This is a genomic window from Streptomyces pseudovenezuelae (assembly GCF_001513955.1).
In the GTDB taxonomy this organism is placed as follows: domain Bacteria; phylum Actinomycetota; class Actinomycetes; order Streptomycetales; family Streptomycetaceae; genus Streptomyces; species Streptomyces pseudovenezuelae.
On sequence record NZ_KQ948145.1, the window covers coordinates 568,465 to 594,387 of the forward strand.

Here is a 25,923-nt window from a genome sequence, read left to right on the forward strand (position 1 = left end):
TGTGCTCAGCCGCCCAGGAGGGCCCGCAGGTCGGCCGCGTTGGCCTCGGTGACCTTCCACAGCTCCTGCTGGCGGCCGTGGACGTCGGCCACCGTCCGGTCGTGGTCGGCGAGCAGTTCCCTCGACCGCTCCACCAGCCGGTCGGCGAGGTGGCGGTCGTGGACCGAGACGCCCCACTCGGGCCGCTCGATGTCCCGCAGGAAGTACGCCATCTTCGGGTGCGAGATGAGGCTGATGATCGGGGTGCCGCAGCCGAAGGGGATCATGCCGGCGTGGCCGCGCATGCCGATGACCAGCTTGGTGCGGGCGTAGAGGTCGAGGATCTCCTTGTTCTCGAAGTCGTACATCGGGATGACCGGCAGGGAGATGCCGTGCTCGCGCCGCAGGTCGAAGACGATCTTCTCGTCGTCCAGGGAGTGTGCCACGCACTGGACCTCGGCCAGCTCGCCCAGCTCGCGGACGGCCTTGGCCATCTGGGCCAGGAAGTAGCCGTAGTCGTGGCCGAAGCGCAGACCGGCCCGGTCGTAGGCGGCGTTGATGAGGATGGTGTCGTCGCGCCTGGCCGGGTCCTGCCAGCCGGGGACCAGTTGGCGGGTGACCGTGGTCGGGCAGGGCTGGAAGCGGATCTTGTCGTGCAGGTGGGATGGGACCATGGCCCGGACCTTCTCGATCGAGCCGTGGTTGCGCAGCCCGAAGAAGGACGACTGCTCGACGAGGAGCCGGAGCGAGTCGCGGAAGCGGTTGGCGCGGTAGGACTGGCCGTCGAAGGCGTTGAAGCCGACGGCGAAGACCGCGATCGGCACGTCGATGCCCTTGAGGAGCTCGTCGGGGACGTTCCACTGCCAGGCGCTGTTGCCGTTGGGCATGGTGTCCGGGATGAACAGTCCGCCGCCGCCGATGACCAGGCCGCGACGGCGGTTGACGCGCTGGAGGGCGCCCTCGTCGAAGAGGCGGTGGGCGTGCACCGAGTGCCAGCGGCGGGAGGTGGTGTCCGGGCCGAAGGCGGAGCGGACGCTCTCCGGGAGGAGCTTGTCGCCCGCGTTGCCCTGCCGGTCCATGTAGAAGGCGACGTGCGCCAACTGGTCCTCGGGGGCGCCCAGTTCCTGGGGCGGCACGGCGGAGGCGCGCTGTGCCCACAGGCGGCTGGAGCGGTGGGTGGGGTCGACGGACATACCGGCCGTGGCGTACCGCAGGGCCTCGCTGTTGTCGCCGTGCACCCAGGCCATCTGGGCGAGGCGGGCGTAGGCGGTGGCGGCCCGGTTGGGGGCGGCGGAGGCCAGCAGGAGCTGGGTCTTCGCCTCCTCGTAGCGGGAGACGCTCATCAGGGCGTGGCCGAGGACCTCGTGCGGCCAGGCCTCGTCGAGCGGGATGCGGACGCTGCCGAGGACGTCGACGGCGTCCTGGTAGTCGCCGGAGGAGATGTGGGCGGCGGCCACCTTGCGGGCGGCCTCGACGTCCCCGGTGCGGGCGACGTGCGGGGTGCCGTAGTGCACGATCAGGTCGTGGTGCAGGCCGCCCTGCTGCTCCATGTAGGCGGCCTGGAACTCGGCGTCGGACAGCTCGAACTCGCGCCAGCGCTCCTCGGCCCGGCTGTACCCCGCCTCGCCGCCCTGCCAGGGCTTGTGGCGGCCTGTGAAGTGGAGGATCGCGGTGTCGTCGGGGACGGGGAGGTCGCCGGACAGCCGCCGCTTGACGAAGTTGTAGCGGGCGTCGAGGCGCACGAAGTCGCCGTCCAGGACGGCGTTGAGGATGCCCTGGTCGTGCTTGTCGAGCTCGTAGTCGCCGGAGCGGCCGCACTTGTCGAGCTTCGCGCAGAAGGAGTCGCTCAGGTACTCGCGCTGGATGACCAGCAGACCGGAGTTGAGCTTGTGCTGCCCGTAGAAGAACTGCGGGACGGCAGCGAGGCCTTCGCGCAACTGGAGGAGTTCACCGAGGTCGCCGAGGACGACCATGTCGGTGTCGAGGGTGATGACGGTGTCGTACTCGCGGATCCTGAAGACGTCCAGGATGAAGTACGCCTTGCGGACCAGGTAGTTGTCCTGGTCGCCCTTCTTGTACGTGTCGTAGCGGTCGGCGTCGACACGCCTCAGGACGATCCGCGGGTGCAGGGCGCGGATCCGGGCGATCGAGCCGGGGCGCAGGTCGTCGTAGAGGACGACGAAGTCCTCGCACACCCCCGGGTTGGACAGGGCGAGGCTGCGCAGCAGGGCGAGGAAGCCGGGCAGGTAGTTCTCGTCCACGAAGCTGGCGAAGGCGATCTTCCGCTTGCCGGTGAGGGCGTGCGCGTCGGTCACCGGGGCCAGAGGGGCGGCGGTCCCGATCAGGGAGTTGCTGGTCATCGCAGGGATATCCTCATGTCGGTCACGCTCTGGGCCCGCTCCATGACCCATGCCTTCTCGCTGGTGTACTCGTGCACGGAGGTGATGGCGAGCTTCATCGCGTCCTGGAGCCGGTAGGCGCCGCTCTCGTAGAAGTCGAAGCCGATCAGGTCGAGCTTCGGGCTCACGTCGAGGAAGTCCAGCAGCCACAGCATGTTGAAGCCCGAGGTCGGGATGCCGGACCAGACGTCGGTTCCGACCTTGCCGATGTTGCGCAGGGGCCAGCGCAGCGACTCGTCGCCGAGGTAGGTCTGGGCGCCGGGCACCAGGCGGTTGCGCAGCGAGTACTTCCAGTCGCCGGAGACACCGCCGAAGACGAGGCGGGTGGTGACCTGTTGGTCCCAGTTGAAGCCGTGTTTGTGGATGGTGACGTGGATGTCGGTCCTGGCGCCGGTGTGCCTCGGGTCGATCCGGTAGGAGTTGAAGCGGACCACGAGGTCGTACGCGTCGATCTCGGCGCCCATCGAACTCGCGCCCACGCGTCCGGAGTTGGCGATGAGGCAGATCGACTTTCCGGCGATCTGGTTGCGGAACTCGCCCAGGGTGATCCACTGCACGCCCCCGATGGAGGGGTCGTCGACCGGGCCGCGCATGCGGTTGCGGCGCTGTTCGGCGTAGAGCTCGACCGCCCGGGTGAGCGCGGGACCGTCGGTGTCCTCGGTGGAGCGCAGGTCGAGGTACTGGCTGAGCAGTTCCTGCCGCTCCTGCACGGGGGCGTTCTCGCCGGCCAGCGAGAGGAGCGCTCCCACGAGCCGCGGCTCGGCCTCGGTCCAGTCGCCGACGGCGTGCGCGGCGAGACCCTCGGCCCACACGTCGGTGGCGGGGCGGCCGGCGAAGGCGCGGGCGCCGGAAACCTGGCGCCCCAGGAGGTCGAGGAGTTCGCGCTCCTTCTCGCCCGCGATGCGCAGGCCCGCGATCCGGGCGCGGACGCCGAAGCCGTCGTCGTCGGTGAGGCTCAGGTACTTCTCGTACGCCTCCAGGGCCTCGGCCTCCTCGCCCAGGGCCTCCAGGAGGCGGGCGCGCAGCCGCCAGCCCGCGCGGGAGTTCCTGCGCTGGGCGAGGACGGTGTCGCTGATGACCAGGGCGAGGTTCAGCTCGTCGTCGTAGCCGCACTCCAGGGCCTTGTTGCCGACGGCCAGGAGGGCGTCGAGCAGTTCGGCCGGGATGTTCGCCGCGGGGGTCGCGGCACCCTTGACGGCCCGCTTCAGCAGGGCGGTCGCACCCGACGGGGCGGGCGCGGACGGGGTGGCCGTGGCGGTGGTGCCCCAGACGACGAGCAGCTTGCGCAGCTGTTCGCCGAGTTCGACGCGGCGGCGGTCGACGCTGCCGACCACCTTGCCGCTGTGCGCCGCGCAGGCGCGCAGGCAGTCGTCCAGCTCCCCTCCACGCGCGCGTGCACGCCTCTTCTGGACCGTCGTCATGGCACTCCTGTTGTTTTCTTGCCAATGCAAAGGCAAGTTCTTGGGTTTACTGCGACGTGGGGGGATTCTGGGCGAACTTAGGAAGTCAAAACGACATTCAGGTGAACTCACCGGGACCAGAAGGCCAATCGTTGAGCCGGTGAGTAAGACATCGCCGTGATTCGGACTAACGTGCTGAGGCGCATCCACAGGAGTGACATAGGCTCTTCAGAGCTCGCGAAGGGGATTTCCGTGACCAGCATGACCGTCCGGCCGGCACCCGACCTGCCCCGGCGGCCGGAAGGGCCACAGCCCGCACCGCGCCCGCGGGAGAACCGGCTGCGGGCCCTGGACGGACTGCGGCTGGTGGCCGCGCTGATGGTGGCCGCGTACCACTACGGCGGCCGCGGCGGCGAGATCACCCAGTCCTGGGGAAGCTCCGCACAACGCCAGTTCCCGATGCTGCACACCTATTTCTCGTATGGCTGCCTCGGCGTCCAGGTCTTTTTCGTCATCAGCGGATTCGTGATCTGCATGAGCGGCTGGGGCCGGCCCCTGAAGTCGTTCTTCGCGTCCCGCGCCTCCCGGCTGCTGCCGGCTTATTGGGCGGCGGTACTCCTGGTCACCGCGGTGTTCGCGCTGCCCGCGGTCGCGTACAAGGCGCTGTCGCCCAGCGACGTCCTGGTGAACATGACGATGCTGCAGATGCCGCTGGGCGTCGACCGGGTGCTCGGTGTCTGCTGGACCCTGTGGGCGGAGGTCCGCTTCTACGTCCTGTTCGCGCTGTGCGTGGTCCTGCCCGGGGCCTCCCGGCGCCGGGTGATCATGTTCTGCGCCGGCTGGACGCTGGCGGCGGCGATCACCCAGGCCGCGCACCAGCCGCTGCTCGACGTGGTGTTCATGCCCGAGTACGCCTCCTTCTTCATCGGCGGTGTCGGTCTCTACCTCGTCCACCGCGACCGGCGGGACGTGTACGCCTGGGGCATCGTGGTGGTCAGCTTCCTGATCGGGCAGCACTACGCGGTCCAGTCGCTGTGGAACGCGTCCGACCCCCACGCCTTCGCCCACCGCACCTCGCTGGGCATCGTGCTGGTGGTCGCCTTCGGCTTCGTCGCGGTCGCGGCGATCGCGGTGGGCTGGCTGAGGTGGGCCAACTGGCGCTGGCTGACGGTGGCCGGGGCGCTGACCTACCCCTTCTACCTGGTGCACGAGCACCTGGGCTGGGTGGTGATCAAGGTCCTCCACCGCGACCTGGGCCTGCCCTCGGCGGTGACCTTCGCCCTGACCCTCGCCTCGATGCTGACCCTCGCCTGGCTGCTGAACCGCTTCGTCGAGGACCGGCTGACCCCGCGGCTGCGGACCGCGCTCAACAACACGCGCTGAGCTGTTCACCTGACGTTCGTTTCGCCGACCGCTCAGCCGCCGCTGGATGAGCACACTGTTCCCATGGGCGACGCACAGCAGACGTACAGGCACCCCGGCGAACTCCGTGACGTACCCGGGTGGTTCCCGCCGCTCGACCAGATGCTGTTCAGCTGGTTCCTGGAACGCCAGGAGAAACCGGGTGACCTGCTGGAACTGGGCGCGTACATGGGCAAGAGCGCGATCCTGCTCGGGCAGCACCTGCGGGACGGCGAGAGCTTCACGGTGTGCGACCTGTTCGGGGGCGAGGCACCGGACGGTGCCAACCGCGCCGAGACCACGAAGTCGTACGCCTCCCTCACCCGGCAGGCCTTCGAGCGGAACTACCTCTCCTTCCACGACGTCCTGCCGAGGGTGATCGAGGGTCCCACCTCGGTCGTCCCCGGCGAAGTGGCGCCGGGCACCTGCCGGTTCGTCCACATCGACGCCTCGCACCTGTACGAGCACGTGTACGGCGACATCGGCGCCGCCCGCGAGATCCTGCTGCCCGACGGGATCGTCGTCCTGGACGACTTCCGCTCCGAGCACACCCCGGGCGTCTCGGTCGCCGTGTGGGAGGCCGTGCTCAACCGCGAGCTGCGGCCGATCTGCATCAGCACGCAGAAGCTGTACGGCACCTGGGGTGACCCGGAGCCGGTGCAGGAGGAGCTGCTGGCGATGCTCCGGGAGCGCACGGACGTCGGGCTGAGCGTGCAGGACGTGGCCGGTCACCGGCTGGTGCGGGCGCGGGCGCAGAAGATGCAGGCGCCGCCCTTCCCGCGCTCCCGGCACTATGTGGCGCCCGTGGCCGCCCCGAGCCCCGCTCCGCGGCCGCGGCGCTCCCCGGCCCGCCGGATCGCCGTGGACCTGCTGCCGCCGGTGGTCACGCGCGCGGTGCGCAAGGTCAGGGCCCGGTAGGCCGGTACTGCCGCTCGATCCCCGCCAGCACCAGCTCCAGCCCCTCCTCGTAGTGCTGGTCGAAGTCCTGGAAGATCTCCGCGCCCGCCGCCGCCGACAAGGGGAAGTCGGCCATCAGGCGGGCGCGTTCCGCCACGTCGAAGCCTTCCCGGCGCTCACCCGGCAGCGGCTCCACGCCCTGCTCCTCCGTGACGAAGCCGAGGGTGTAGTGGTACGTCGTCGACTGGGCCCGGGCCGCCTGGGCGAGGGTGAATCCGGCGGCCGTGAAGAGGCGCAGGGTCTCCTCCATCTGCTCGACGTGGACCAGGCCCGTGAAGCGTGAGCCGCTGTAGACCTTGGCGCCGTCGCGGTAGCCGAGCAGGGCGGTGCGCAGTCCCCGGTTGGCCTTGAGCAGTCGCTCGCGCCAGGTGTCGGACGGGTCGAGCGCGGTCCCGGCGACCATACGCCGGTACATCTCCGTCGCCATCTCGTCGAGCAGTGCCTGCTTGTCCTTGAAGTGCCAGTACAGGGCGGGCGCCTTGACGTCGAGTTCCCTGGCGATGGCCCGCAGGGTGAGGCCGTCGAGGCCGGCCTCATTCAGGAGCTTCAGGGCGGTGTCGGCGACCCTCGCGCGGTCGAGGGGCGGGCGTTTCTCCGTACTCACGCTTGACAGCTTAACAGCGTTAAGGGCACGCTCGGACCCGACAGCACTTAACAGCGTTAAGGAGATGGGCATGAACACGGACGTACTGATCGTCGGCGCCGGGCCGACCGGCCTCGCGCTCGGCATCGACCTCGCCCGGCGAGGCGTGGACGCGCTGGTCGTGGAGAAGGCGGACCGGCTGTTCCCGGGCTCCCGCGGCAAGGGCATCCAGCCGCGCACCATGGAGGTCTTCGACGACCTCGGCGTGCTCGACGCGATCCTCGCGGCCGGCGGGACCTACCCGGTCGGCATGGTCTGGCAGGACGGCGAGCGGGTCGGCGAGCACCGGATGTTCGACCCGGTCGAGCCGACGGAGGACTCGCCGTACAACGCGCCGTGGATGGTGCCGCAGTGGCGCACCCAGGAGGTGCTGTCCGCACGGCTGGAGGAGCTGGGCGGGCGGGTGTCCTTCGGCCGGGAGGCCGTCGGGCTGGAACCGGACGCGGACGGGGTGACCGTGCGCTTCACGGCGGGCGAGGACGTCCGCGCCCGGTACGTGGTCGCCGCCGACGGCGGGCGTTCGGCCGTCCGCCGCACGCTCGGCATCGGCATGACCGGCGAGACAGTCGACCCCAATCCGCTGCTCGTCGCCGACGCCCGCGTCACCGGCCTCGACCGGGACAACTGGCACATCTTCCCGCCCCGCGGCGAGGACACCGGCTACCTCTCGATCTGCCCGCTCGCCGGCACGGAGGACTTCCAGATCGTGGCCCAGTTCCCGGAGGGCACCCGGGTGGACCTGTCCCCGGACGCCGTCCGCGAGGTCGTCGCGGCCCGCTCCCACCTCGCCCCCGAGTCGGTGACGGAGATCCGCTGGGCCTCCGACTTCCGGCCCCGCGCGGCCCTCGCGGACAGCTTCCGCTCCGGCCGGGTCTTCCTCGCCGGTGACGCGGCCCACGTCCACTCCCCCGCGGGCGGCCAGGGCCTGAACACCAGCGTCCAGGACGCGTACAACCTGGGCTGGAAGCTGGGGGCGGTGCTGCGCGCCGGGGCCCCGGCCGCCCTGCTGGACACCTACGAGGAGGAGCGCCGCCCCATCGCCGCGCAGATGCTCGGCATCTCGACGGGCGTGCACCGGGGAGAGGTCCGCCGGGGCGAGGCGACCCGCCAACTGGGCCTCGGCTACCGGGAGTCGTCCCTGACGGAGGAGACCCGCACGGCACCGAGCGGACTGCGCGCCGGCGACCGCGCCCCCGACGGCAGGCTGGGCGGCGTGCGCCTCTTCGACGCCTTCCGGGGCCCGCACTGGACGCTGGTGGCGGTCGGCGTCGAGGCACCGCGGCTGCCGGAGCCGGTGCGGGTGGTCACCGGTGAGGACCAGCCGTCGTACGGGAAGGGACTGTTCCTGGTGCGTCCGGACGGCTATGTGGGCTGGGCGGGCGAGGACGCCGCGCGGCTGGCGGGTTACGTCGGCCGGGGAATCACGCGCTAGCGAGCGACAGCTTCACGGCGAACCCGAGGAACAGCGCCCCGGCCGCCGAGGTCGCCCCCGCGGACAGCCGGCGCCGCCTGCGGAACGCGGCCGCCAGCCTCGTCCCGCCGAAGATCAGCGCGGTGAGGTACAGGAAGCTGGCCGCCTGCGCGAACGCCCCGAGGACGACGAAGGACAGCGCCGGATACGCGTATCCCGGATCCACGAACTGCACGAAGAAGGCGACGAAGAACAGGATCGCCTTGGGGTTGAAGAGGCTGATCACCAGAGCCTTGCGATACGGCCGCTCACCCGGACCGGCGTCGGAGAGCTCCGCCTCGGCCACGGGCGACCGCCGGGACCGCCACATCCCCCACGCGGCGCGCAGCATGCCCGCCGCGAGCCAGGTCAGGTACCCGGCTCCCACGTACTTCACGATCCCGAAGAGCACGGCGTTGGCCTGGAGCAGCGAGGCGACCCCGGCCGCCGACAGGGTCATCAGCACCGCGTCCCCGCACCACACCCCGGCGGCGGCGGTGTACCCGGCCCGCACTCCCCGCCGCGCGGCGACGGAGACGACGTACAGCGAGTTGGGGCCGGGCAGCAGGACGATCAGGACGAGGCCCGCGAGGTAGGTGGGGAGGTCTATGACACCGAACATGCAGACGAGTGTCGCACTCAGAACGCGTCCGAGGGGACGTAGGTCCCCCACACCTCGCGCAGCGCGTTGCACACCTCGCCCACCGTCGCCCGGGCCTTCAGCGCGTCCTTCATCGGGTACAGGACGTTGTCCTCGCCCTCGGCCGCCTTCTTGAGGGCGGCGAGGGCCGCGTCCACCGCGGCCCGGTCGCGTTCGGCGCGGAGCCTCGCGAGGCGTTCGGCCTGCCGGGCCTCGATGGCCGGGTCGACGCGGAGCGGCTCGTACGGCTCCTCCTCGTCGAGCCGGAAGCGGTTGACGCCCACGACCACCCGCTCACCGGAGTCGGTCTCCTGGGCGATCCGGTAGGCGTTGCGCTCGATCTCGTCCTTCTGGAAGCCGTGCTCGATGGCGGCGACCGCGCCACCGAGGTCCTCGACCCGGCGCATCAGGTCCAGCGCGGCCGCCTCGACGTCGTCGGTCATCGTCTCGACGACGTACGAGCCCGCGAACGGGTCGACCGTCGCCGTCACGTCCGTCTCGTGGGCCAGCACCTGCTGGGTGCGCAGGGCCAGCCGGGCGGACCTGTCGGTCGGCAGGGCGATGGCCTCGTCGAAGGAGTTGGTGTGCAGCGACTGCGTGCCGCCGAGGACGGCCGCCAGACCCTGGACGGCGACCCGGACCAGGTTCACCTCCGGCTGCTGGGCCGTCAGCTGCACCCCGGCCGTCTGCGTGTGGAAGCGCAGCATCAGCGACTTCGGGTTCCGCGCGCCGAACTCGTCGCGCATCACCTTCGCCCAGATCCGCCTGGCCGCGCGGAACTTGGCGACCTCCTCCAGGATCGTCGTCCGCGCGACGAAGAAGAACGACAGCCGGGGGGCGAAGTCGTCGACGTCCATGCCGGCCGCGACCGCCGTGCGCACGTACTCGATGCCGTCGGCGAGGGTGAAGGCGATCTCCTGCGCGGGCGAGGCACCCGCCTCCGCCATGTGGTAGCCGGAGATCGAGATCGTGTTCCACCGCGGGATCTCGGCCCTGCAGTACTTGAAGATGTCGGCGGTCAGCCGCAGCGAGGGCTTGGGCGGGAAGATGTACGTCCCGCGCGCGATGTACTCCTTCAGCACGTCGTTCTGGATCGTGCCGGTGAGGCGGTCGGCGCCGGCTCCCTGCTCCTCGGCGACCAGTTGGTACAGCAGGAGCAGGAGAGCGGCCGGGGCGTTGATCGTCATCGAGGTGGAGACCTGGTCCAGCGGGATCCCGCCGAACAGCACCCGCATGTCGTCGACCGAGTCGATCGCCACTCCGACCTTGCCGACCTCGCCGTGGGCGATCGGGGCGTCGGAGTCGTGGCCCATCTGGGTGGGCAGGTCGAAGGCGACCGACAGTCCCGTCGTGCCGTGCGCGATCAGCTGCCGGTAGCGGGCGTTGGACTCCGTCGCCGTGCCGAAACCGGCGTACTGACGCATGGTCCAGGGGCGGCCCGTGTACATCGACGGGTACACGCCGCGCGTGAAGGGGTACCCGCCCGGCTCGCCGAGCTTCTCCTCGGGGTCCCAGCCCTGGAGGGCCTCGGGGCCGTAGACGGGTTCGATGGGCAGTCCGGACTCCGACTCACGCGTCATGCCCACCACGGTATTGCGGTCTCGGGCGAAGCGCCGCCGGGTCGTTCGCGACCGGCCCTCCGGGGGGAGACATCAGGGGATGCCGGTGAGACGACTGGGGGTCCGGATGCGTAGTACGGGCATGGGGAGATCGTTCGCCACGCTGCTGGTCCTGGCGCTGGCCTGCGGCTGCACGGTGACCGCCGGCGGGGACAAGGACGGCGGGCGGCACCTGCCCGTGCGGATCGAGGTCCCGGAGCACAGCACACCGCCGCGGCACAGCACACCGCCGGCGGACGACGACGCGAAGCCGGGTGCGACGACACCGTCCGCCGGGGCCGCCGCGCCCGCCGTGCTGTGGTCGCGGGGCGACTCCGGGCGGGACGTACGGGAGTTGCAGGCCCGGCTGCGTGAGGTCGCCTGGCTCCACGACGGGCCGACCGGGTCGTACGACGATCTCACCGAGCGAGCGGTGAAGGGCTTCCAGGGCAAGCGCGGGCTGCCGAGGACCGGGAGGACCGACACGGTCACCTGGAAGCGGCTGAAGGGCATGACGCACGAGCCGGGCAAGTGGGAGCTGTATCTGATGGGCGGCCAGCCGGCCGACGCGCCGGACGCCCGCTGTCTGACCGGGCGGGTGCTGTGCATCAGCAAGACGAGCCGGACCCTGCGCTGGATGATCGACGGGCGGACGGTCATGACCGTGCCGGTCCGCTTCGGCTCGGTGGGCACACCGACCCGCGAGGGCGTGTTCAGCGTCTACTGGAAGTCACGGCACCATGTGTCGACGCTCTACGACTCCCCCATGCCGTACGCCATGTTCTTCAGCGGCGGCCAGGCGGTGCACTACTCGGCCGACTTCGCGGCCCACGGTTACGCGGGCGGCTCCCACGGCTGCGTCAACGTCCGCGACGAGGCGGCGATCGCGGACCTGTTCGCCCAGGTGAGGAGCGGCGACAAGGTCGTCGTCCACTGGTGACGTCCGCGCGAGGGAATCAGGGGCGCGGACGGGACCGGGGGAACGTGTCCCGCCCGCGCCAGGTGCACGAGCCGTAGGTACGGGGGGAACCCCGGCTCTGTGCGACGGCCGATGACCAGTCGGCTCACTCAGTACTGCGCTCCGGCCCCCGAAAACGTCACACCCACCGCGAAAGATTTCGGGGCGGGTGAGAAAAGTGCAGTTCAGCGGCTTGGCGCGCGGTCAGAGTGCGCTGTACGACGGGCTCGGGGCCGGCTCCGGTGACATCGTTGCCCCGGATGTGGCGAGCGGGGCGCCGGACGCGGTGTCGCCCTCGGGGGCGTGGTGGTTCTTGCGGGGGGACGTGAACTGGTTGCCGTGGTGACCGTGCCCGTCGCCCCGGCCGTGCCCGTCGCCGGGGCCGCCCTTGTCGCTGTCCTCGTGGTCGCCGGTGTCCTCGCCCTTGCCGTCGCCCTTGCGGTCGTCGGGGGCGGACTGGGCGTCGCCCCGGGTGCCGGTGCCGGACAGGACGCCCTTGCAGTACTTCCAGACCTGGGAGGCACCGCCCGCCGCGCTCTCCAGGGAGCGCTCGCGGTGCGAGTCGAGCTTCTTGCCGGCGCGCACGTCCCGGCAGGCCGAGGCGGCTCCGTTCCCGTCGCGCCGGGGCCGTACGCCCAGCCCCTCGGAGCCCTTGTCGGGCGTCGTCCCGGTGTCGCCGCGTGCCGTGTCCCGGGAGCCGGCCCCTGCGGAGGGGGAGCCCTCGGGCGAGGGCACGACCTCAGGAGCCGGGGCCGACGGCGAGTCGAACGTGCGGTCCGGGGTGGCGGCGGCCGACACCGTCGCCGCGGGTTCCGGTTCGCCGTCCCCGAGGTGCGGAAGCACGCCGATTCCGGCCGCGACGGCCACTCCGCCCACCATCCCGACGGTCAGTACGGCGGCCAGTGCGAGGTGCGCGGGACGCCGTCGGCGGGGACGTCCGGGCGCCGCGTCCGGGGCGCCGATGCGCACGAGACCGGCGTCGGCGGAACCGGTTCCGGTCCGGTGCCGGCCCCGGGCGGGCGGGCTCACCCAGTCGTCCGCACGCTCCGCGCGCACCTTGCGGAACGCGGCCAGCGCGGCCTCCTCACCGGGGAGTCCGTCGCTGGTCGGGGCGGGTTCCACGGTCAGCGCGTCCAGCGTTTTCGCTAGCCGCTCGGCCTGGTCGCGGGCGGCCTCGTCGACAGCTTCCAGTGACTCGCCGCGCAGCAACCGCTCCGCTGTCTCGAGGTCCAGCCACCTGTAGCGCTCGTCGGCCATCACATGTCCTTCTGCGTCCGCGGACGCATATGCGTCACACTCGCGGACGTCACCGCACCGTCCTGCGGTTCTCGCTGCGGGGGCAGGGCGTCGAGCACGCCGGCCGATTCCGGATCCTCGCCGAGGAGCTCGGCGAGCCGTTTCAGACCCCGGTGCGCGGCCGTCCGTACCGCGCCGGGACGCTTGCCGAGGGTCTCGGCCGCGGTCTTGGCGTCCAGGCCGACCACCACGCGCAGCACCACGGCCTCGGCCTGGTCCTGGGGCAGCCGGGCGATGAGCGAGAGGGTGGTGTCGGTGGCCAGCGCCTCGATGGCCTCGCCCGCGGTGTCCGACGCGGCGGGCTTCCCGGTCAGCTCGGTCTCGTCGCCGCCGATGGCGGGGCGGCGGCCGCGCATCCGGATGTGGTCGAGGGCGCGGTTGCGGGCTATCCGGGCGGCCCAGCCTCGGAAACGGTCCGCGTCCCCGTCGAAGCGGTCCAGGTCACGGGCTATCTGGAGCCAGGCCTCGGAGGCCACGTCCTCGGCGTCCGGATCTCCGACCAGTGTCCGGACGTATCCGAGCAGCCGCGGGTGCACCGCGCGGTACACAGTCCGGAACGCGGTCTCGTCCCCGTCCTGTGCCGCAAGCACCGCGGCAGTCAACTCCGCGTCGTCCCCCAGCACCCGTGAATCCTCAATACGTGGTCGCGATCGATGGTCGCCGCTTCGAGCCGTCGAGGGGTTGTGGTGATCGTTCGAGAGTCGCGTTGATCATTCAACTTCCGCGCCCGGCGCGAAAGGCACGTTACGACCTGAAACCGCTGCTCGTCCATGTCAGTACAAAATGCAACGACCTCGTGATCCGGAGCTGGTCCGGTGGGGTGTGACAGAAACCGCACTCATGACGCTGAAGAAAGTACGGGCCGCCGCGCGGCCCGTGCCGCGCGACGGCCGGGGCCTCTCCTGTGGGGGGTGGCGGCCCCGGCCGTCGCCTCGGCCGCCCCGGGTCACTGCTTGCCGGACTTGTTCCCGTCCGCGTTCTGCCCGCCGCCCGCCTTGTCCTTCTGGTTGCCCTGAATCGCGCCGCCCGCGTCGTCGGAGTTCTGCGCGTCACCGCCCCCGCCGTTCGCGTTCGCCGCGCCCTTGGCCGCGTTCGCGCTCTGCGCGTCGGCCGCGTCCGTCAGCGCGGTGCAGTAAGCGCTCACGTTCGCCTCGCCGCCGGCCGCCGTCACGAGCCGCTGGAACGCCGTGGAGTCCAGCGCCTTGCCGCGGCCCCGCAGCTTCTCGTACGCACGACAGTGGGCCAGGGTGTCCTTCGCGGTGGGCGGACGGTCCGACGGAGCGGACGCGGAGGGCCGGGTGCCGACGCGCGACGGGGCCGAGGTGCTCACCGGGACGCTCGGGCGGGCGTCCGGTTCCCCTGCCGCGCCCCGGTCATGACCGCCGCCCGCCGAACCGATCGCCGCGTACGCGACCCCGCCGAGGGTGAGGCTCGCCAGGAGCACGGAGAGCGTTGCCTTCAGCGAACGCGCCCTGCTCCGCCGCGGGCGGGCGCGCCAGTCGTCGCGCCGGCGCGTGCGCGCCCGATGCTCCCCGGCGTCCCTCGCCGCCCGAAAGGCCGCCACGGCCCGCCGCTCCCCCTCGTCCTCGCACTTCTCGTCACGGATGGCCGCGGCGAGCAGCGCTTCCAGGGGGCTGTCCTCGGACCGGGGCCTCCCGTCGTACGCCTGCTCCCGGCCGGGCGTCGCGCCCTCGCCCCGCGCCCGTCCCCGCACGGCCTTCGCCGGGCGCGCATGCCGGCGGCCGAAGGCATCGCCGCTCCGCTCGTCACCCATGCCGTGTCCGTCCCTGTCCGACGTGGCGTCCTGCCCTGTCATGTCGACTCCCCCAGCGTCCGGGAGCCGTCATCCGTCACACTCTCGACGCCCAGCTGATGCGCCAGCCGCTTCAGACCCCGGTACGCGGCGGTGCGCACCGCGCCGGGGCGCTTGCCGAGGACGCGGGCCGCGGCGGGGCCGTCCAGTCCGACCACCACCCGCAGCAGCACCGCCTCGGCCTGGTCCCGCGGCAGCCCCCGGACCAGTTCCAGGGCGTACTCGGTGGAGAGTGACTCCAGCGCCTGGTCGTGGGTGCTGTACGGGCCGGGCAGGTCCAGCATGTCCTGTTCCAGCGCCGCCGACCGGGGCCGCACCTTCTGCCGGCGCAGATGGTCCAGGGCCCGGTGCCGGGCGATGGTCGCGGTCCAGCCCCTGAAGCCCGCCCCGTCCCCCCGGAACCGGCGCAGGTCCCGGGCGATCTCCAGCCAGGCGTCCGACGCCACGTCCTCCGCGTCCTCCCCGACCAGCCCGCGCAGATACCCGAGCAGTCCGGGCTGCACCAGCCGGTAGGCGACCGCGAAGGCGGTCTCGTCGCCCTCCTGGGCCCGCGCGACAGCCGCACCCAGTTCCCCGTCGTGTGCCTGCGCGCGGCGGGGTTCCCCTCCCTGGCCCAAGAACTTTCCTGTCCGTACCGGTTCGTGGCGGTTCCGCACCCTCCGGCACGGTCGCCCTTGCCCATGTCCCCCACGGTCAACAGCGCCGGACTTCACAGAAGTGTCACAGCGGGCCGGACATCCCGGGCACCCCGCATCGCACACGTGTGACACCTGGCAGGCTTCGTACGCTGTGTAGATGCCACCTGTGTGACAGGTGGTTTTTGTGTGACCAAATTCAGGGGTGGGGTAGTGAGTCGTCGTAATAGCCGTGCGTACAGACCGCTCAGTATGAAGCGGCGTGCGTGGCTGACGCTCGGGGCGGTGGTTCTGGGAGGCGGCGGCATCGCGACCTACGCCGTCGCCAGTCCGTCGGCCGACGCCGCGGGGGACGTGCAGCCCAAGCGGCCGGTGAAGGTCTACGACTTGGCGCTGAAGGGCACCGCGGCCGGCAAGCGGGAGCTGCCGCGCACCGAGACCAGGCAGTTCTCGCTGCTCGGTGTCTCGTGGACGGGGACGGCCAAGCAGCTGGAGGGCAGGGCGCAGGTCAGGACCCGCGGGAGCGAGACGGGCGAGTGGACCGCCTGGCAGGACCTGGAGACGACCATCGACCCGCCGGAGGACCCCGACGAGCGCAGCGGCGCGCGTGGCGCGTCCGAACCGCTGTGGGTGGGCCCCTCGGACGGCGTGCAGGTGCAGGTCGTCCACGAGGACGGCACCACGAGTGCCGGACTGCCCAAGGGACTTGAGGTCAACCTCGTCGACCCGGGCATCGCGACCGCGGCGGAGCAGCGGGACACCGGCGACGACACGGACCCGGCGGCGTTCGCCGTGGGCGGGACCGAGACGCCGGCCCCGACCGGGAGCGAGAGCACGTCCGCCTCGCCTTCGGCGCCCGCCACCGTGTCACCGACCGCGACGCCCACACCGACGCCGACCGCCACCACGCCCACCGCGCCCCCGTCGACGGTCCCCGAGCCCACGATCGTCCCCCGCTCCGGCTGGGGCGCCGACGAGTCGCTCAGCCCCGATCCGTCGGAGTACAACGCCGACGTGAAGGCCGTCTTCGTGCACCACACGGCGGGCTCCAACGACTACTCGTGCGAGGAATCGGCGTCGATCATCCGGGGCATCTACGCGTATCACACGCAGACCGAGAAGTGGAACGACATCGGCTACAACTTCCTGGTCGACAAGTGCGGCACGGTCTTCGAGGGCCGCAAGGGCGGGGTGGACCTGCCGGTCCTCGGCGCGCACACCTACGGCTGGAACCGTGAGTCCGCCGGCATCGCCGTCCTCGGCGACTACACCGCCGCGGGCGCCTCGAACGCCGCCCTCACCTCGGTCGCCCGGATCGCGGCCTGGAAGCTCGGCCAGTACGGCGTCGCCCCCGACTCGACGGTCCAGCTGAACGCGGGCGCCACCCAGAAGAACTTCGCCGGTACGAGCTTCACCGCGGGCACCGCCTACACCTTCGACCGGATCTCCGGTCACCGCGACGGCTACGCCACCGAGTGCCCGGGCAACTCCCTCTACGACCAGCTGCCCACCATCCGCGCCTGGGCCGCCGGCCCGGTGCAGGGCCTGAAGCTCACCTCGCTGACCGGCGCGACCCTGTCCGGCTCGACGTACTGGACGAAGGGCGCGATCACGGCGAAGTGGTCGGCCACCACGCCGAGTTCGCTGATCTCCCGGTTCGAGCTCCTGGTCGACGGCAAGGTCGTCGCCTCCGCCGCCGGTACGGCCACCTCGGCGAGCACCACGCTGACCGCGGGCACCCACAAGGTCGCCGTACGCGCGGTGCACCAGTCCGGCAGGACCACTCCCGCGACCACCGCGCTGACCGTCGCCACCGACACCACCGCGCCGGCCTTCTCCACCACGCCCCAGCTCACCCTGCGCACCGGCACGGTCAGCACCACCGCCGTCCCGGTCACCCTCGGCTGGAAGGCCGCCGACTCCCAGGCGCTGAAGTCGGTGAGCCTGCTGTCCCCGACGACGGCCACCTTCGGCCCGACCACCACCAGCTCCAGCCGTACCGCCAAGTCCGGTACCGCGAGCATCTGGTCGATGAAGGCGTACGACGTCGCGGGCAACACCCGCACCTCGTCGCCCTCCTACACGCCGATGATCCTCCAGGAGACCTCGGCGACGAAGTCCGGGAGCTGGACCGCGCGTTCGTCCACCAGCTACCTCGGCGGGAAGTCGTACTCCAGCGGTTCCAAGGGCGCGAGCCTGAGCTGGACGTTCACCGGCCGGTCCGCCTCCTGGGTGGTCTCGCGGGCGTCCACCTCCGGGCAGGCCTACGTGTACGTGGACGGCACCAAGGTCGCGACCGTGGACCTGAAGTCCTCGACCACGAAGTACCGCGACGCGATCTGGACCAAGTCCTGGTCCAGCAGTGCCAAGCACACCGTGAAGATCGTGGTGGTCGGCACCAGCGGCCGTCCGACGGTCACGACGGACGGCCTGGTCTACATCAAGTAGGGCCTCAGCCTCAGCCCAGTGTGTCCACCGGCTCGGGCGTCCGCTCCCCCACTCCCTGGGGGGTGGGCGCCCGTTCCGCGTTCACGACGACTCCCGCGATCAGCGCGGCGAGCAGCAGCGCGCCGAACGCCCACCAGGTGGCCACGTTGAAGCCGTGCACGGTGGCCTCCGCCTGGAGCTGCCGCCGGTCGACGCCGGGGCCCGCGTGCGCGGTGAGGTAGGTCGCGGTCACGCTCGCGGCGATCGTGTTCAGCAGGGCCGTACCGATCGAACCGCCCACCTGCTGGGCGGTGTTGAAGGTCGCCGAGGCCGCCCCCGAGTCGCGCGGCGCGACGCTTCCGGTGGCCAGCGAGATGGAGGTCATCATCGCCGTGCTCATGCCGAGACCCAGCATCAGCATCCCGGGCAGGACGTGCGAGACGTACGCCGGTTCCACGCCGACCTGGGCGATGACCGACAACCCGCCCGCGGCGAGCAGCAGTCCGGGCACGATCAGGACCCGCGGCGGGACCTTTCCCAGCAGGCGTGCGGCGATCTGCGTCGAGCCGACGATCATCGCGGCGGTCATGGGCAGATACGCGAGCCCGGTCTTCAGCGGCGACCATCCGAGGACGCCCTGGAGGTAGTAGGTCAGGAACAGGAAGACGCCGAACATCCCGACGGTGACGAACAGGACGGTCAGGAAGGCGCCGACGCGCTGCCGGTCCCTGATCACCGACATCGGCAGCAGCGGCACCCGCGCCCGGGTCTGCCACACCGCGAACGCGGCGAGCAGGACGACCCCGGCGACCAGCAGGGTCACCACGAGGGCGTCGCCCCAACCCCGGGACTCCGCCTCGGAGAAGCCGTACACCAGTGACAGCATCCCGGCCGAGCCGAGCAGCGCGCCCGGCACGTCGAGATGGGCGTCGGGGTGCCGTCCGCCGGGCGAGAGGATCGCCCACGCGCCCGCGAACGCGACCAGCGCGATGGGGACGTTGACGTACAGGCACCAGCGCCAGTCCAGATACTGGGTGAGCAGACCGCCCGCGAGCAGCCCGATCGCGGCGCCGGCCCCGACGATCGCGCCGAACACCCCGAAGGCCTTGGCGCGTTCCTTCGGTTCGGTGAAGGTCGTCGAGAGCAGGGACAGCGCGGACGGCGCGAGCAGCGCGGCGAACACACCCTGCAGGGCGCGGGCCCCGAACAGCATGCCCTGGCCGGTCGCGGCCCCGCCGAGTGCGGAGGCGGCGGCGAAACCGACGAGCCCGATCATGAAGGTGGTCCGGCGTCCGGCGAGGTCGGCGATCCGGCCGCCGAGCAGCAGGAGCCCACCGAAGGCGAGGGTGTAGGCGGTGATGACCCACTGCCGGTTCCCGTCCGACATGTTCAGGTCGGCCTGGGCGGACGGCAGGGCGATGTTCACGATGGTCATGTCCAGCACGACCATCAACTGGGCAAGCGCGATGACGACCAGCGCCCACCAACGACGGTTGTCGGCCATGACCCCATCGTGCGCCTGCCATCGGCCCTTTGGGAACGGTAGCGTCTCTTATTACGGTGTTTTTGCCTCCGCGGTCAGTGCCGCCCGCCACCGGTCGCGTCGCGGCACAGCAGCCGCAGCGAGCCGTCCCCGGCGAAGCAGCGGCGGGCCTCGTCCACCGGGTCCCACAGCCGTCCGTCGGGCGTACGGACCCAGTGCTCGCCGCCGCTCGTCCACCACTCGGCACCGGTCTGGTGGACGACGACCTCACCGGCGTAGGCACCGAGCCCGCGCAGCACGGTCTCCACGGCGGCGTACGGCGCCCCCTCCCGCCGAATCTCCTCGATCAGCCGGTCGACGCGCCACAGGCTCTGCGCCGAGTAGTCGAGGCGGACACGGGCGCCCTCGCGCAGGGCCGACACGGCGTCGGCGGCCCAGCGCACGGGTTTGGCCGCGGCGGCGGGGCGGCTGGTCCGGCGGGTGGTCACATCGGCCGTCGTAGGGGCAGTTGCCTGAGCCGTCACATCAGTCATCACAAGGGTGAAAGCGTTCGGGAGAGGTGTTTCGTCACCCGGATCGGGGCCTCTTGGCGGGACCGGCGCAGGACCGACGCACCTTCGCCGTATCCCTCCCCGGACGGTCACAGGACCCTCTCGGTAGCGAGGTTGACGCCGGTGTGACGATTCGCCCCTCCCCTGCGCTCCTCTCTCTGATGAGCGACTACTTCCATCTCCGCGCGGTGCCGCCCTCGGCCCTGCGCAACAGCGCGAACTGGATGCAACGGCTGTTCGAGGACGACTGGGACGCCGTACGCGAACGCATCGGACGACACCGGGAGGAGGTGCTGGACAAGTCCTACCTGGACCACGAACTCCTGTACGCGGGCGCCGAGGTGGTCCTCGGCGGCCTCCCGGTCTACCCGGGCGACCACGACAAACCCCCGTTCCTGCTGCTGACCGCGGCCCGGGCGAACCGCGTCTCGGCGTACCTGGGTGCGGCCGACTTCGAGGCCCTGTGGCGGGTCGCCCGCGAGGACGTCCTTCCGAGACACGGCGGAGCGGCCGCGGAACGGGAGGCGCGGGGGGTGTTCGCGGCGGCGCACCGGGATCTGACGGCGTTCTACGGACAGACGGCGCAGTACGGGGACGCGGTGGTCAAGTGGCTCATCCAGTGAGCCACTGCTCCACCGAGCCACTCCTCCACTGAGCCGCGGCTCTCACCCCCGGCGCCGGCTCCTGCGGGACACCACCGCGCGCAGTACCCGGCGGCCCTCCGTCGAGACCTCCAGAGCCGGGCGCAGACCTGCCGGGCCATGACCGGCGAGAAGCTCCAGGACGGTGATCTGGCGGCGCAGTTCGGCGGCGACGAGCGGGGACATGCCCTCCGTACGGCCCTCGCGGCGGGCGTCGACCGAGTCGCCGGCGTCCTTCAGGGGGTCGAGCAGCCGGTGGATCTGCAGCGCGGCGACCGAGCAGGCGTCGGCCCACGCCCGTACCCCGGCGGCGGATCGTTCGGCCGGCGCGGCGGCGAGCATCCGGCGGGCCAGCAGCACGGCCTCGTCCTCACCGGAGCCCGAACCGGAGTCGGAGCCCTGGCCCGGCTCCCCGTCGGCCGCCTCGAACTCCCCGTCCCCGCCCAGCTTCCCCCGCACCTGCTCCAGCCGTTCGCCCCACTCCTCGGCCCCGGCGTCGTCCGCGAGCCCCGCCCACAGGGGCCGGAGAATCTCGTCGTCGCCGCCGAGCAGCGGTACGCAGCGATCCAAACAAGCCAACCCGCTGGCGGCCAGGCCGCGTTCGTCGGCCTGGCCGATCAGCTCCACCAGACTCATCCACGCCTCCCTCGCCGAGCGGCATTCCCTAACGGAACCCGCACTTCCCCTTACTGCGCGCGATGGCTCGGGAGTGTCACAGGGGCACCACACCGAGCCGGTCGAGCATACGGAAGAAGAGGTTTTCGGCCAACAGGTCGGGCTCGGCGTTCAGTACGTCGAGCAGCGGCTCCTCCGCCACCTCGTGTCCCGCCTCCGCGGCCCAGGCGACGGCCCGCGCCGCCGCGTCGCGGGGTTCGAGGAAGTAGTCCTCCAGGGTCAGACCCTCCTCGCCGCCCCCGAGGTACCCGGCCATGGCGGTGCGGGCCAGACAGGTCGTCCAGGCCCCGCTCTCCGGTCCCGCCGCCTCCAGGACCACCGAGGCGCTGTCCATGACGTATCCGAAGAGCGCGGGCGAACCGGTCTCCAGCGCGAGGGCGTTCATGTTCCCGACATCGCCCTCGCCGTTGGCGTACTCCCAGACCTGCCAGCCGCCGGGCGCCGACTCGCGCAGGACCATGCCCTCGGCGCCGGCCAGCGCGTCCGTCTCGGCGAGCGGCCGCTCCCCGCGGCCCACGACGAAGTAACCCCAGTAGCCCATCCCCGGTTCCCCCCGGCTGCTCGGTACGGTTCGGGCCCGAATACACCACATTCGTACGGCAGTTCGCAGCAGGACGGACCAAATCCGTCACGCGGCGACGGGTACCACGGGGCCGCGGTGGGCCTTCTCGTCCTGCATCCGCGTCAGTCGCAGCACGACGGCGGCGGCGAGCAGGGCTGCGACGAGGTCGACGCCGTCCGCGAACAGCATCTGGCCCGTCGTGTCGTGGAGCTCCTGGGGGGTGTCGGCCTCCCCGGCCATACCGGCCAGGAACCGCCCGGCGACGTTCGTCAGGAGCCACGAGGCCCACCAGACGTTGACCAGCGCATGCCCCCGGGGCTCTGCCTCCGGGCTGCTCGCGTTCCAGACGTCCAGCACGACCCTGCGCGGGTACCAGAGACTCACGAACGGCACGACCCAGCCGGCGATCACCCAGCCGCGCGCCTTGGCGTGCCCGTCCGGGGCGAACACCTCGGCGTTGACCCGTACCCGCCAGAGCCAGATCACGAAGACGACGGCACAGACCAGCAGTACGGCGGCCTGCGCGGAGGCGGCCACGGCGGTGAGCGTGTCCGCCAGGTCGGCCCGGTCCAGTGCGGAGTCCCAGGAGGTGTTCCCGGCGAGGTCGCCCGTGACGTCGTACGTGTACGCGTCCGCACCGAGGGCGAAGACGTCGACGGCCGCGGCCACGCCCAGCAGCACCGCGGTGGCCCGGCCGAGCCCGACGGGAGAGCGCAGCCAGGCCTTCGGGGTGCCGGCCGGCGGGGCCTGGAACCCGGGCAGGGCGGTGCACTGGGTGCACAGGACGCCGTCCGGTGCCGCTTCGAAGTGGTGGCAGCGCGTGCAGAGCATGGTGGAGGTCCCCCCGAGGTGCGGATGATCAGCAGACCGCGCCGGTTCTCCCCAGAGCCTCACGCGCGGCATGCGGAACATACGGTTCGCCGGCCCCGCGCGTCCACCGTGAATCCCCGGTTCCTCAGCCCAGCCGGTCCGCCAGCGCCTTGAACCGCGTCCAGGTCAGCGCGGGCTTCCCCGGGTCCCACAGCTTCTGCACGGTCGCCCGCAGCGGCATCCGGATGCCCGCGGCGACCTGGTCCTGGGTCTGCGCGTTCGGGAAGTCGCACCACACCGCGAAGTAGGCGCCGAGGATCTGGCCGTCGTACTTGGCGGGGACGGCCGTCGTGCCGCGGACGACCCTCGGGGTCCACTGCTCGTAGATCCGCTGTCCGGTCGGATAGAAGAACTGGTTGGGCTGCCCGAGGACGTAGTAGAGGAACTCGTCGTTGTAGTTGATGAGCTTGCGTCCCGTGCTCAGGTACGCCACCGGCTGCCGGGCGCCGATCTCCTTGCCCGTCCAGTACCCGACCTGGATGTCCTTGTCCGGCTGGACGGACGTACCGCGGAAGAAGCCGTCGTTCCACGCGCGCGGGGTCCTGCCGTGCTTGCGGACGGTGGCGGCGCGGTCGTTGAGCCAGCCGGTGGTCAGGTCCTCGACGGTGGCCCCGGCCCCGTAGGCCTTCCTGGCCGCGGCGGCGAGCTGCGGGTAGGTCGCCGCCGGGTCGGAGACCATCAGCGCGCGGTACTCGTCGCCGCCGAGGTGCCACCAGGCGCCGGGGAAGAGGCCGGCGTACTCGTTCAGCAGGTCGTCGACGATCTTGGCGGAGGCGGGGTTGGAGATGTCGACGGTGCCCTGCGGGGTGCTCCCCGCCGCGCTGCGCAACTGCAGGTCGGGGTGCGCGGCGATGACCGCGCCCAGATGCCCTGGCGAGTCGATCTCCGGTACGACGGTGATGTGCCGCTGGGCCGCGAGCGCGACGATCCTCCTGACCTGCGCCTTGCTCAGGTGCTGCGCGGACACGATCTCCGGGTGCGAGTCGGACTCGATCCGGAACGCCTGGTCGTCGGAGAAGTGCAGCTGGAGCTGGTTGAACTTCAGGTCGCCCAACTCCCGGACCCGGTCCTCGATCCAGCCGGCCGTGAAGGTCTTGCGCGCGATGTCCAGCGAGAACCCGCGCACCGGCTTGGCGGGCTCGTCGCGCACGACGCCCTCCGCCGCCGTACCGCCGCCGCGGACCTCCTGCTTGAGGGTGCGGGTGCCGTAGAACACGCCCGCGTCGTCCGCCGCGCTGATGGCGACCCGCCCGCCGCGCACGGTCATGCGGTACGACTCCGGGTTCGCGCCCTCGTCGTCGTTGAGGGTGAGGCGCACGTCCCCGGCGCGTACGTCGTCCTTCTGCCCGGCGTACGTCAGCCCCAGCTCACCGGCGAGAAGGCGCCCCTCGTCGGCGAGGTCGGCGTCGTTCACGACCACGCGCCGGCCGGAGGCGGGACGCCAGCCGGGGCCGCGCGCCGGGGTGTGGGCGCGGACGGCGGGGATCGTGCGGGGAGTGGTGGACAGGGGGTAGGACCGGGTGGGGCTGGGGGCCGGGCTCGGGGCCTTCGACGGGACCCGGGAGCCTTCCGCTCTGCCGCCCGCGGGTGACCGGGCCTGGGACTGGGCCGATCCCGCCGGGTCGCTGTCGCCGCCCGCCCACAGCCCGAGGCCCACTCCGGCCGCCACGGTGACGGCGACCGCCCCCGCGATCAGCCCCCGTGTCTGCTTCTCCGGTCGCTTCCTGTGCTGGCTCACATCGTCAACCTAGGGCCTTGAGAGCGAGGGACGTGTCCACCACACGTTCCGAAACTCTCCCGTGCGGGTGAAATTCGGGCATCCGTCGGACAGGTCATGTCCACACTCGATAACGTGAGATCACATCGCTCACAGCTTCCTCTGCCGAAACACACGTGACGCCCACACATTCTCCCGGCCGACTGGCCATACCGTCCCTGCCCACCGTCCTGGACGCCTTCAACAGCGCTCCCGCCGACGAGGCGCGGCCCCTGCTCCTGGAGTGTCTGCGCAGCCTGCGCTGGGCGGAGCGGGTCGTGGCCCACCGCCCCTACCCGACCGCGGACGCACTGCTCGCGGCCGCGGACGAGGCGGCGTACGACCTGACCGTGGCGGACCTCTCCGAGGCCCTGGCCGCCGAGACCCTGCCGGCGCTGCCGGACGGGATCTACTCGGCGGCCCACATGGCCATGGACGCGGCCCACGCGGCCTACGAGTCCCGCTTCGGCCACGCCTTCGTCATCTGCCTGGACGGGTTGCCCCCGCACGAGGTCCTGAACCACGTCCTGGCGGGCATCCGGTCACGATTGACAAACGATCCGGAGGAAGAACGGGTGGTGGCGGCGGAGGAACTCCGCCGCATGGCGCGAGGCCGTCTGGTGGCCCACCTCAGGGGCGCGGGTTCGTAGCCGCCGTACGCCCGCCGCCGTACGCCCGCCGCCGCACGCCCGCGACCAGCGCACACGGCGCCGCACCCGGCACATACCAACCGAGACCACCCCATTAGCCGCCGAGTTCCGCCATCTGCGTGCCACTTTGATCACACAGGTAGGCCCCGGCTAAGCCCAGCGGCAGCGCATCGCTACGATGCTGGGGGCCGGTGGACCGTACCCGGCCGGGCCCGACCGACAGCACAAGCCGGCTGGCCCCGATACCCCGCTCCCGGAGGGACTTCCGTGCCGGCTGGAACGCTGTACCGCGGCCGGGAAGGAATGTGGTCCTGGGTGGCTCATCGAGTCACCGGCGTCCTCATCTTCTTCTTCCTGTTCGTTCACGTGCTGGACACCGCTCTCGTCCGTGTCTCACCCGAGGACTACGACAAGGTCGTGGCCACGTACAAGACCCCGCTCGTCGCGTGTCTGGAGTACGGCCTCGTGGCCGCCATCCTCTTCCACGCGCTCAACGGCCTGCGCGTCATCGCCGTCGACTTCTGGTCGAAGGGCCCGCGCTACCAGAAGCAGATGCTCTGGTCCGTGGTCGGCCTGTGGGTCGTGCTCATGATCGGGGCGATCTACCCCGTCCTCGGCCACGCCGCTCGTGAACTGTTCGGGAGCTGATACCGATGGCGACCACTGAAACCACCGCTTCCGGCATCGGCCCCGTAGAGGGCGACCCGGGCTACGGCGTCGACAACCCGGCGCCCCTGATCGAGGCCCCGCGCAAGCGCACCAAGAAGACCCCCCGCTCGACCCGCGGCAACTTCGAGATGGCCGCGTGGCTGTTCATGCGCCTGTCGGGTGTCGTGCTGGTCGTCCTGGTCATCGGGCACCTGCTGATCCAGCTGGTGCTGGACGGCGGCGTCTCGAAGATCGGCTTCGCCTTCGTGGCCGGCCGCTGGGCGTCCCCGTTCTGGCAGGTCTGGGACCTGATGATGCTGTGGCTCGCGATGCTGCACGGCGCCAACGGCCTGCGCACGATCATCAACGACTACGCGGAGCGCCCGAACACCCGGCTGTGGCTCAAGGGCCTGCTCTACACCGCCACGGTGTTCACCATCCTGCTGGGCACGCTGGTGATCTTCACCTTCGACCCGAACATCCGCTAGGCA

The 25,923-nt window shown here is 71.4% G+C and carries 24 protein-coding genes; 9 read left to right on the forward strand and 15 right to left on the reverse strand.

What is annotated here, in order from left to right; all coding sequences use genetic code 11:
• Positions 1-5: 5 nt before the first annotated feature.
• Both AQI94_RS09950 and AQI94_RS09955 read right to left on the reverse strand, forming a co-directional pair.
• Positions 6-2,339: a glycosyltransferase gene (locus AQI94_RS09950; RefSeq protein WP_031059048.1), complete on the reverse strand. Its 2,334-nt coding sequence runs from the start codon at positions 2,337-2,339 to the stop codon at positions 6-8.
• Positions 2,336-3,799, reverse strand: a complete 1,464-nt coding sequence (locus AQI94_RS09955) for a glycosyltransferase family 29 protein (RefSeq protein ID WP_031059049.1) — start codon at positions 3,797-3,799, stop codon at positions 2,336-2,338. Before AQI94_RS09955 ends, AQI94_RS09950 begins: the two co-directional genes overlap by 4 nt.
• Before the next feature lie 240 nt (positions 3,800-4,039).
• Here AQI94_RS09955 and AQI94_RS09960 point away from each other — a divergent pair, with 240 nt between their 5' ends.
• Together AQI94_RS09960 and AQI94_RS09965 are read left to right on the forward strand one after the other, a co-directional pair.
• Complete coding sequence (locus AQI94_RS09960; RefSeq protein ID WP_031059051.1) at positions 4,040-5,161, forward strand: acyltransferase family protein; 1,122 nt, start codon at positions 4,040-4,042, stop codon at positions 5,159-5,161.
• 63 nt (positions 5,162-5,224) lie between these two features.
• Complete coding sequence (locus tag AQI94_RS09965; protein WP_062229687.1) at positions 5,225-6,097, forward strand: class I SAM-dependent methyltransferase; 873 nt, start codon at positions 5,225-5,227, stop codon at positions 6,095-6,097.
• Here AQI94_RS09965 and AQI94_RS09970 read toward each other — a convergent pair.
• Positions 6,084-6,740 (reverse strand): TetR/AcrR family transcriptional regulator, encoded by a 657-nt coding sequence (locus AQI94_RS09970; protein WP_031045804.1) that lies wholly within the window; start codon positions 6,738-6,740, stop codon positions 6,084-6,086. The genes AQI94_RS09965 and AQI94_RS09970 overlap by 14 nt on opposite strands.
• 70 nt (positions 6,741-6,810) lie before the next feature.
• Between AQI94_RS09970 and AQI94_RS09975 the strand changes: the two genes are divergently transcribed.
• Positions 6,811-8,211, forward strand: a complete 1,401-nt coding sequence (locus tag AQI94_RS09975) for an FAD-dependent oxidoreductase (RefSeq protein ID WP_031045801.1) — start codon at positions 6,811-6,813, stop codon at positions 8,209-8,211.
• On the opposite strand, the gene leuE is transcribed toward AQI94_RS09975, so the two are convergent.
• Positions 8,201-8,851, reverse strand: coding sequence for a leucine efflux protein LeuE (leuE, locus tag AQI94_RS09980; protein ID WP_031045800.1), 651 nt, complete (start codon positions 8,849-8,851; stop codon positions 8,201-8,203). The genes AQI94_RS09975 and leuE overlap by 11 nt on opposite strands.
• A 17-nt stretch (positions 8,852-8,868) precedes the next feature.
• Positions 8,869-10,449 carry an acyl-CoA mutase large subunit family protein gene (locus tag AQI94_RS09985; protein ID WP_031045797.1) on the reverse strand — a complete coding sequence of 527 codons (1,581 nt, stop codon included), beginning with the start codon at positions 10,447-10,449 and terminating at the stop codon, positions 8,869-8,871.
• Positions 10,450-10,570: 121 nt separating this feature from the next.
• On the opposite strand from AQI94_RS09985, the gene AQI94_RS09990 reads away from it, so the two are divergent.
• Complete coding sequence (locus AQI94_RS09990) at positions 10,571-11,407, forward strand: L,D-transpeptidase family protein (RefSeq protein WP_031045793.1); 837 nt, start codon at positions 10,571-10,573, stop codon at positions 11,405-11,407.
• A gap of 222 nt (positions 11,408-11,629) precedes the next feature.
• Here AQI94_RS09990 and AQI94_RS09995 read toward each other — a convergent pair whose 3' ends face one another.
• The 4 genes from AQI94_RS09995 to AQI94_RS10010 all read right to left on the reverse strand — a co-directional run bounded on the left by AQI94_RS09995 (position 11,630) and on the right by AQI94_RS10010 (position 15,151).
• On the reverse strand, positions 11,630-12,682 hold the full coding sequence (locus AQI94_RS09995) for a hypothetical protein (protein ID WP_037942452.1): 1,053 nt from the start codon (positions 12,680-12,682) through the stop codon (positions 11,630-11,632).
• Positions 12,682-13,344, reverse strand: coding sequence for an RNA polymerase sigma factor (locus tag AQI94_RS10000; protein WP_031045787.1), 663 nt, complete (start codon positions 13,342-13,344; stop codon positions 12,682-12,684). The genes AQI94_RS09995 and AQI94_RS10000 overlap by 1 nt, the downstream gene beginning before the upstream one ends.
• 323 nt (positions 13,345-13,667) lie before the next feature.
• Complete coding sequence (locus tag AQI94_RS10005) at positions 13,668-14,537, reverse strand: hypothetical protein (RefSeq protein ID WP_031045784.1); 870 nt, start codon at positions 14,535-14,537, stop codon at positions 13,668-13,670.
• Positions 14,534-15,151, reverse strand: a complete 618-nt coding sequence (locus AQI94_RS10010; protein ID WP_031045781.1) for an RNA polymerase sigma factor — start codon at positions 15,149-15,151, stop codon at positions 14,534-14,536. Before AQI94_RS10010 ends, AQI94_RS10005 begins: the two co-directional genes overlap by 4 nt.
• 270 nt (positions 15,152-15,421) lie before the next feature.
• On the opposite strand from AQI94_RS10010, the gene AQI94_RS10015 reads away from it, so the two are divergent.
• Positions 15,422-17,617, forward strand: a complete 2,196-nt coding sequence (locus AQI94_RS10015; protein WP_031045777.1) for a peptidoglycan recognition protein family protein — start codon at positions 15,422-15,424, stop codon at positions 17,615-17,617.
• A 10-nt stretch (positions 17,618-17,627) separates the two neighbouring features.
• On the opposite strand, the gene AQI94_RS10020 is transcribed toward AQI94_RS10015, so the two are convergent.
• Together AQI94_RS10020 and AQI94_RS10025 are read right to left on the reverse strand one after the other, a co-directional pair.
• On the reverse strand, positions 17,628-19,100 hold the full coding sequence (locus AQI94_RS10020; RefSeq protein WP_031045773.1) for an MFS transporter: 1,473 nt from the start codon (positions 19,098-19,100) through the stop codon (positions 17,628-17,630).
• A 74-nt stretch (positions 19,101-19,174) separates the two neighbouring features.
• A complete protein-coding gene (locus AQI94_RS10025; RefSeq protein ID WP_031045770.1) occupies positions 19,175-19,567 on the reverse strand; it encodes a hypothetical protein in 393 nt (130 codons plus the stop codon).
• Between the two features lie 224 nt (positions 19,568-19,791).
• Between AQI94_RS10025 and AQI94_RS10030 the strand changes: the two genes are divergently transcribed.
• Positions 19,792-20,253 (forward strand): DUF1877 family protein, encoded by a 462-nt coding sequence (locus AQI94_RS10030; protein ID WP_031045768.1) that lies wholly within the window; start codon positions 19,792-19,794, stop codon positions 20,251-20,253.
• 42 nt (positions 20,254-20,295) lie between these two features.
• Here the strand turns inward: AQI94_RS10030 and AQI94_RS10035 are convergent, their stop codons facing one another.
• The 4 genes from AQI94_RS10035 to AQI94_RS10050 form a co-directional block, all read right to left on the reverse strand.
• On the reverse strand, positions 20,296-20,907 hold the full coding sequence (locus AQI94_RS10035; RefSeq protein ID WP_031045766.1) for a hypothetical protein: 612 nt from the start codon (positions 20,905-20,907) through the stop codon (positions 20,296-20,298).
• A gap of 76 nt (positions 20,908-20,983) precedes the next feature.
• On the reverse strand, positions 20,984-21,487 hold the full coding sequence (locus tag AQI94_RS10040; RefSeq protein WP_031045764.1) for a hypothetical protein: 504 nt from the start codon (positions 21,485-21,487) through the stop codon (positions 20,984-20,986).
• A gap of 87 nt (positions 21,488-21,574) precedes the next feature.
• Positions 21,575-22,339 carry a DUF4328 domain-containing protein gene (locus AQI94_RS10045; protein WP_031045761.1) on the reverse strand — a complete coding sequence of 255 codons (765 nt, stop codon included), beginning with the start codon at positions 22,337-22,339 and terminating at the stop codon, positions 21,575-21,577.
• A gap of 124 nt (positions 22,340-22,463) precedes the next feature.
• Positions 22,464-24,116, reverse strand: a complete 1,653-nt coding sequence (locus tag AQI94_RS10050; RefSeq protein ID WP_062229688.1) for a beta-N-acetylhexosaminidase — start codon at positions 24,114-24,116, stop codon at positions 22,464-22,466.
• A gap of 155 nt (positions 24,117-24,271) precedes the next feature.
• Here AQI94_RS10050 and AQI94_RS10055 point away from each other — a divergent pair, with 155 nt between their 5' ends.
• From AQI94_RS10055 to AQI94_RS10065, 3 genes are all read left to right on the forward strand, one after another.
• On the forward strand, positions 24,272-24,784 hold the full coding sequence (locus AQI94_RS10055; RefSeq protein WP_031042750.1) for a 2-oxo-4-hydroxy-4-carboxy-5-ureidoimidazoline decarboxylase: 513 nt from the start codon (positions 24,272-24,274) through the stop codon (positions 24,782-24,784).
• A 267-nt stretch (positions 24,785-25,051) separates the two neighbouring features.
• Positions 25,052-25,432: a succinate dehydrogenase, cytochrome b556 subunit gene (gene sdhC, locus AQI94_RS10060; RefSeq protein WP_007384241.1), complete on the forward strand. Its 381-nt coding sequence runs from the start codon at positions 25,052-25,054 to the stop codon at positions 25,430-25,432.
• A gap of 5 nt (positions 25,433-25,437) precedes the next feature.
• On the forward strand, positions 25,438-25,920 hold the full coding sequence (locus AQI94_RS10065; protein WP_031042753.1) for a succinate dehydrogenase hydrophobic membrane anchor subunit: 483 nt from the start codon (positions 25,438-25,440) through the stop codon (positions 25,918-25,920).
• Positions 25,921-25,923: the final 3 nt, after the last annotated feature.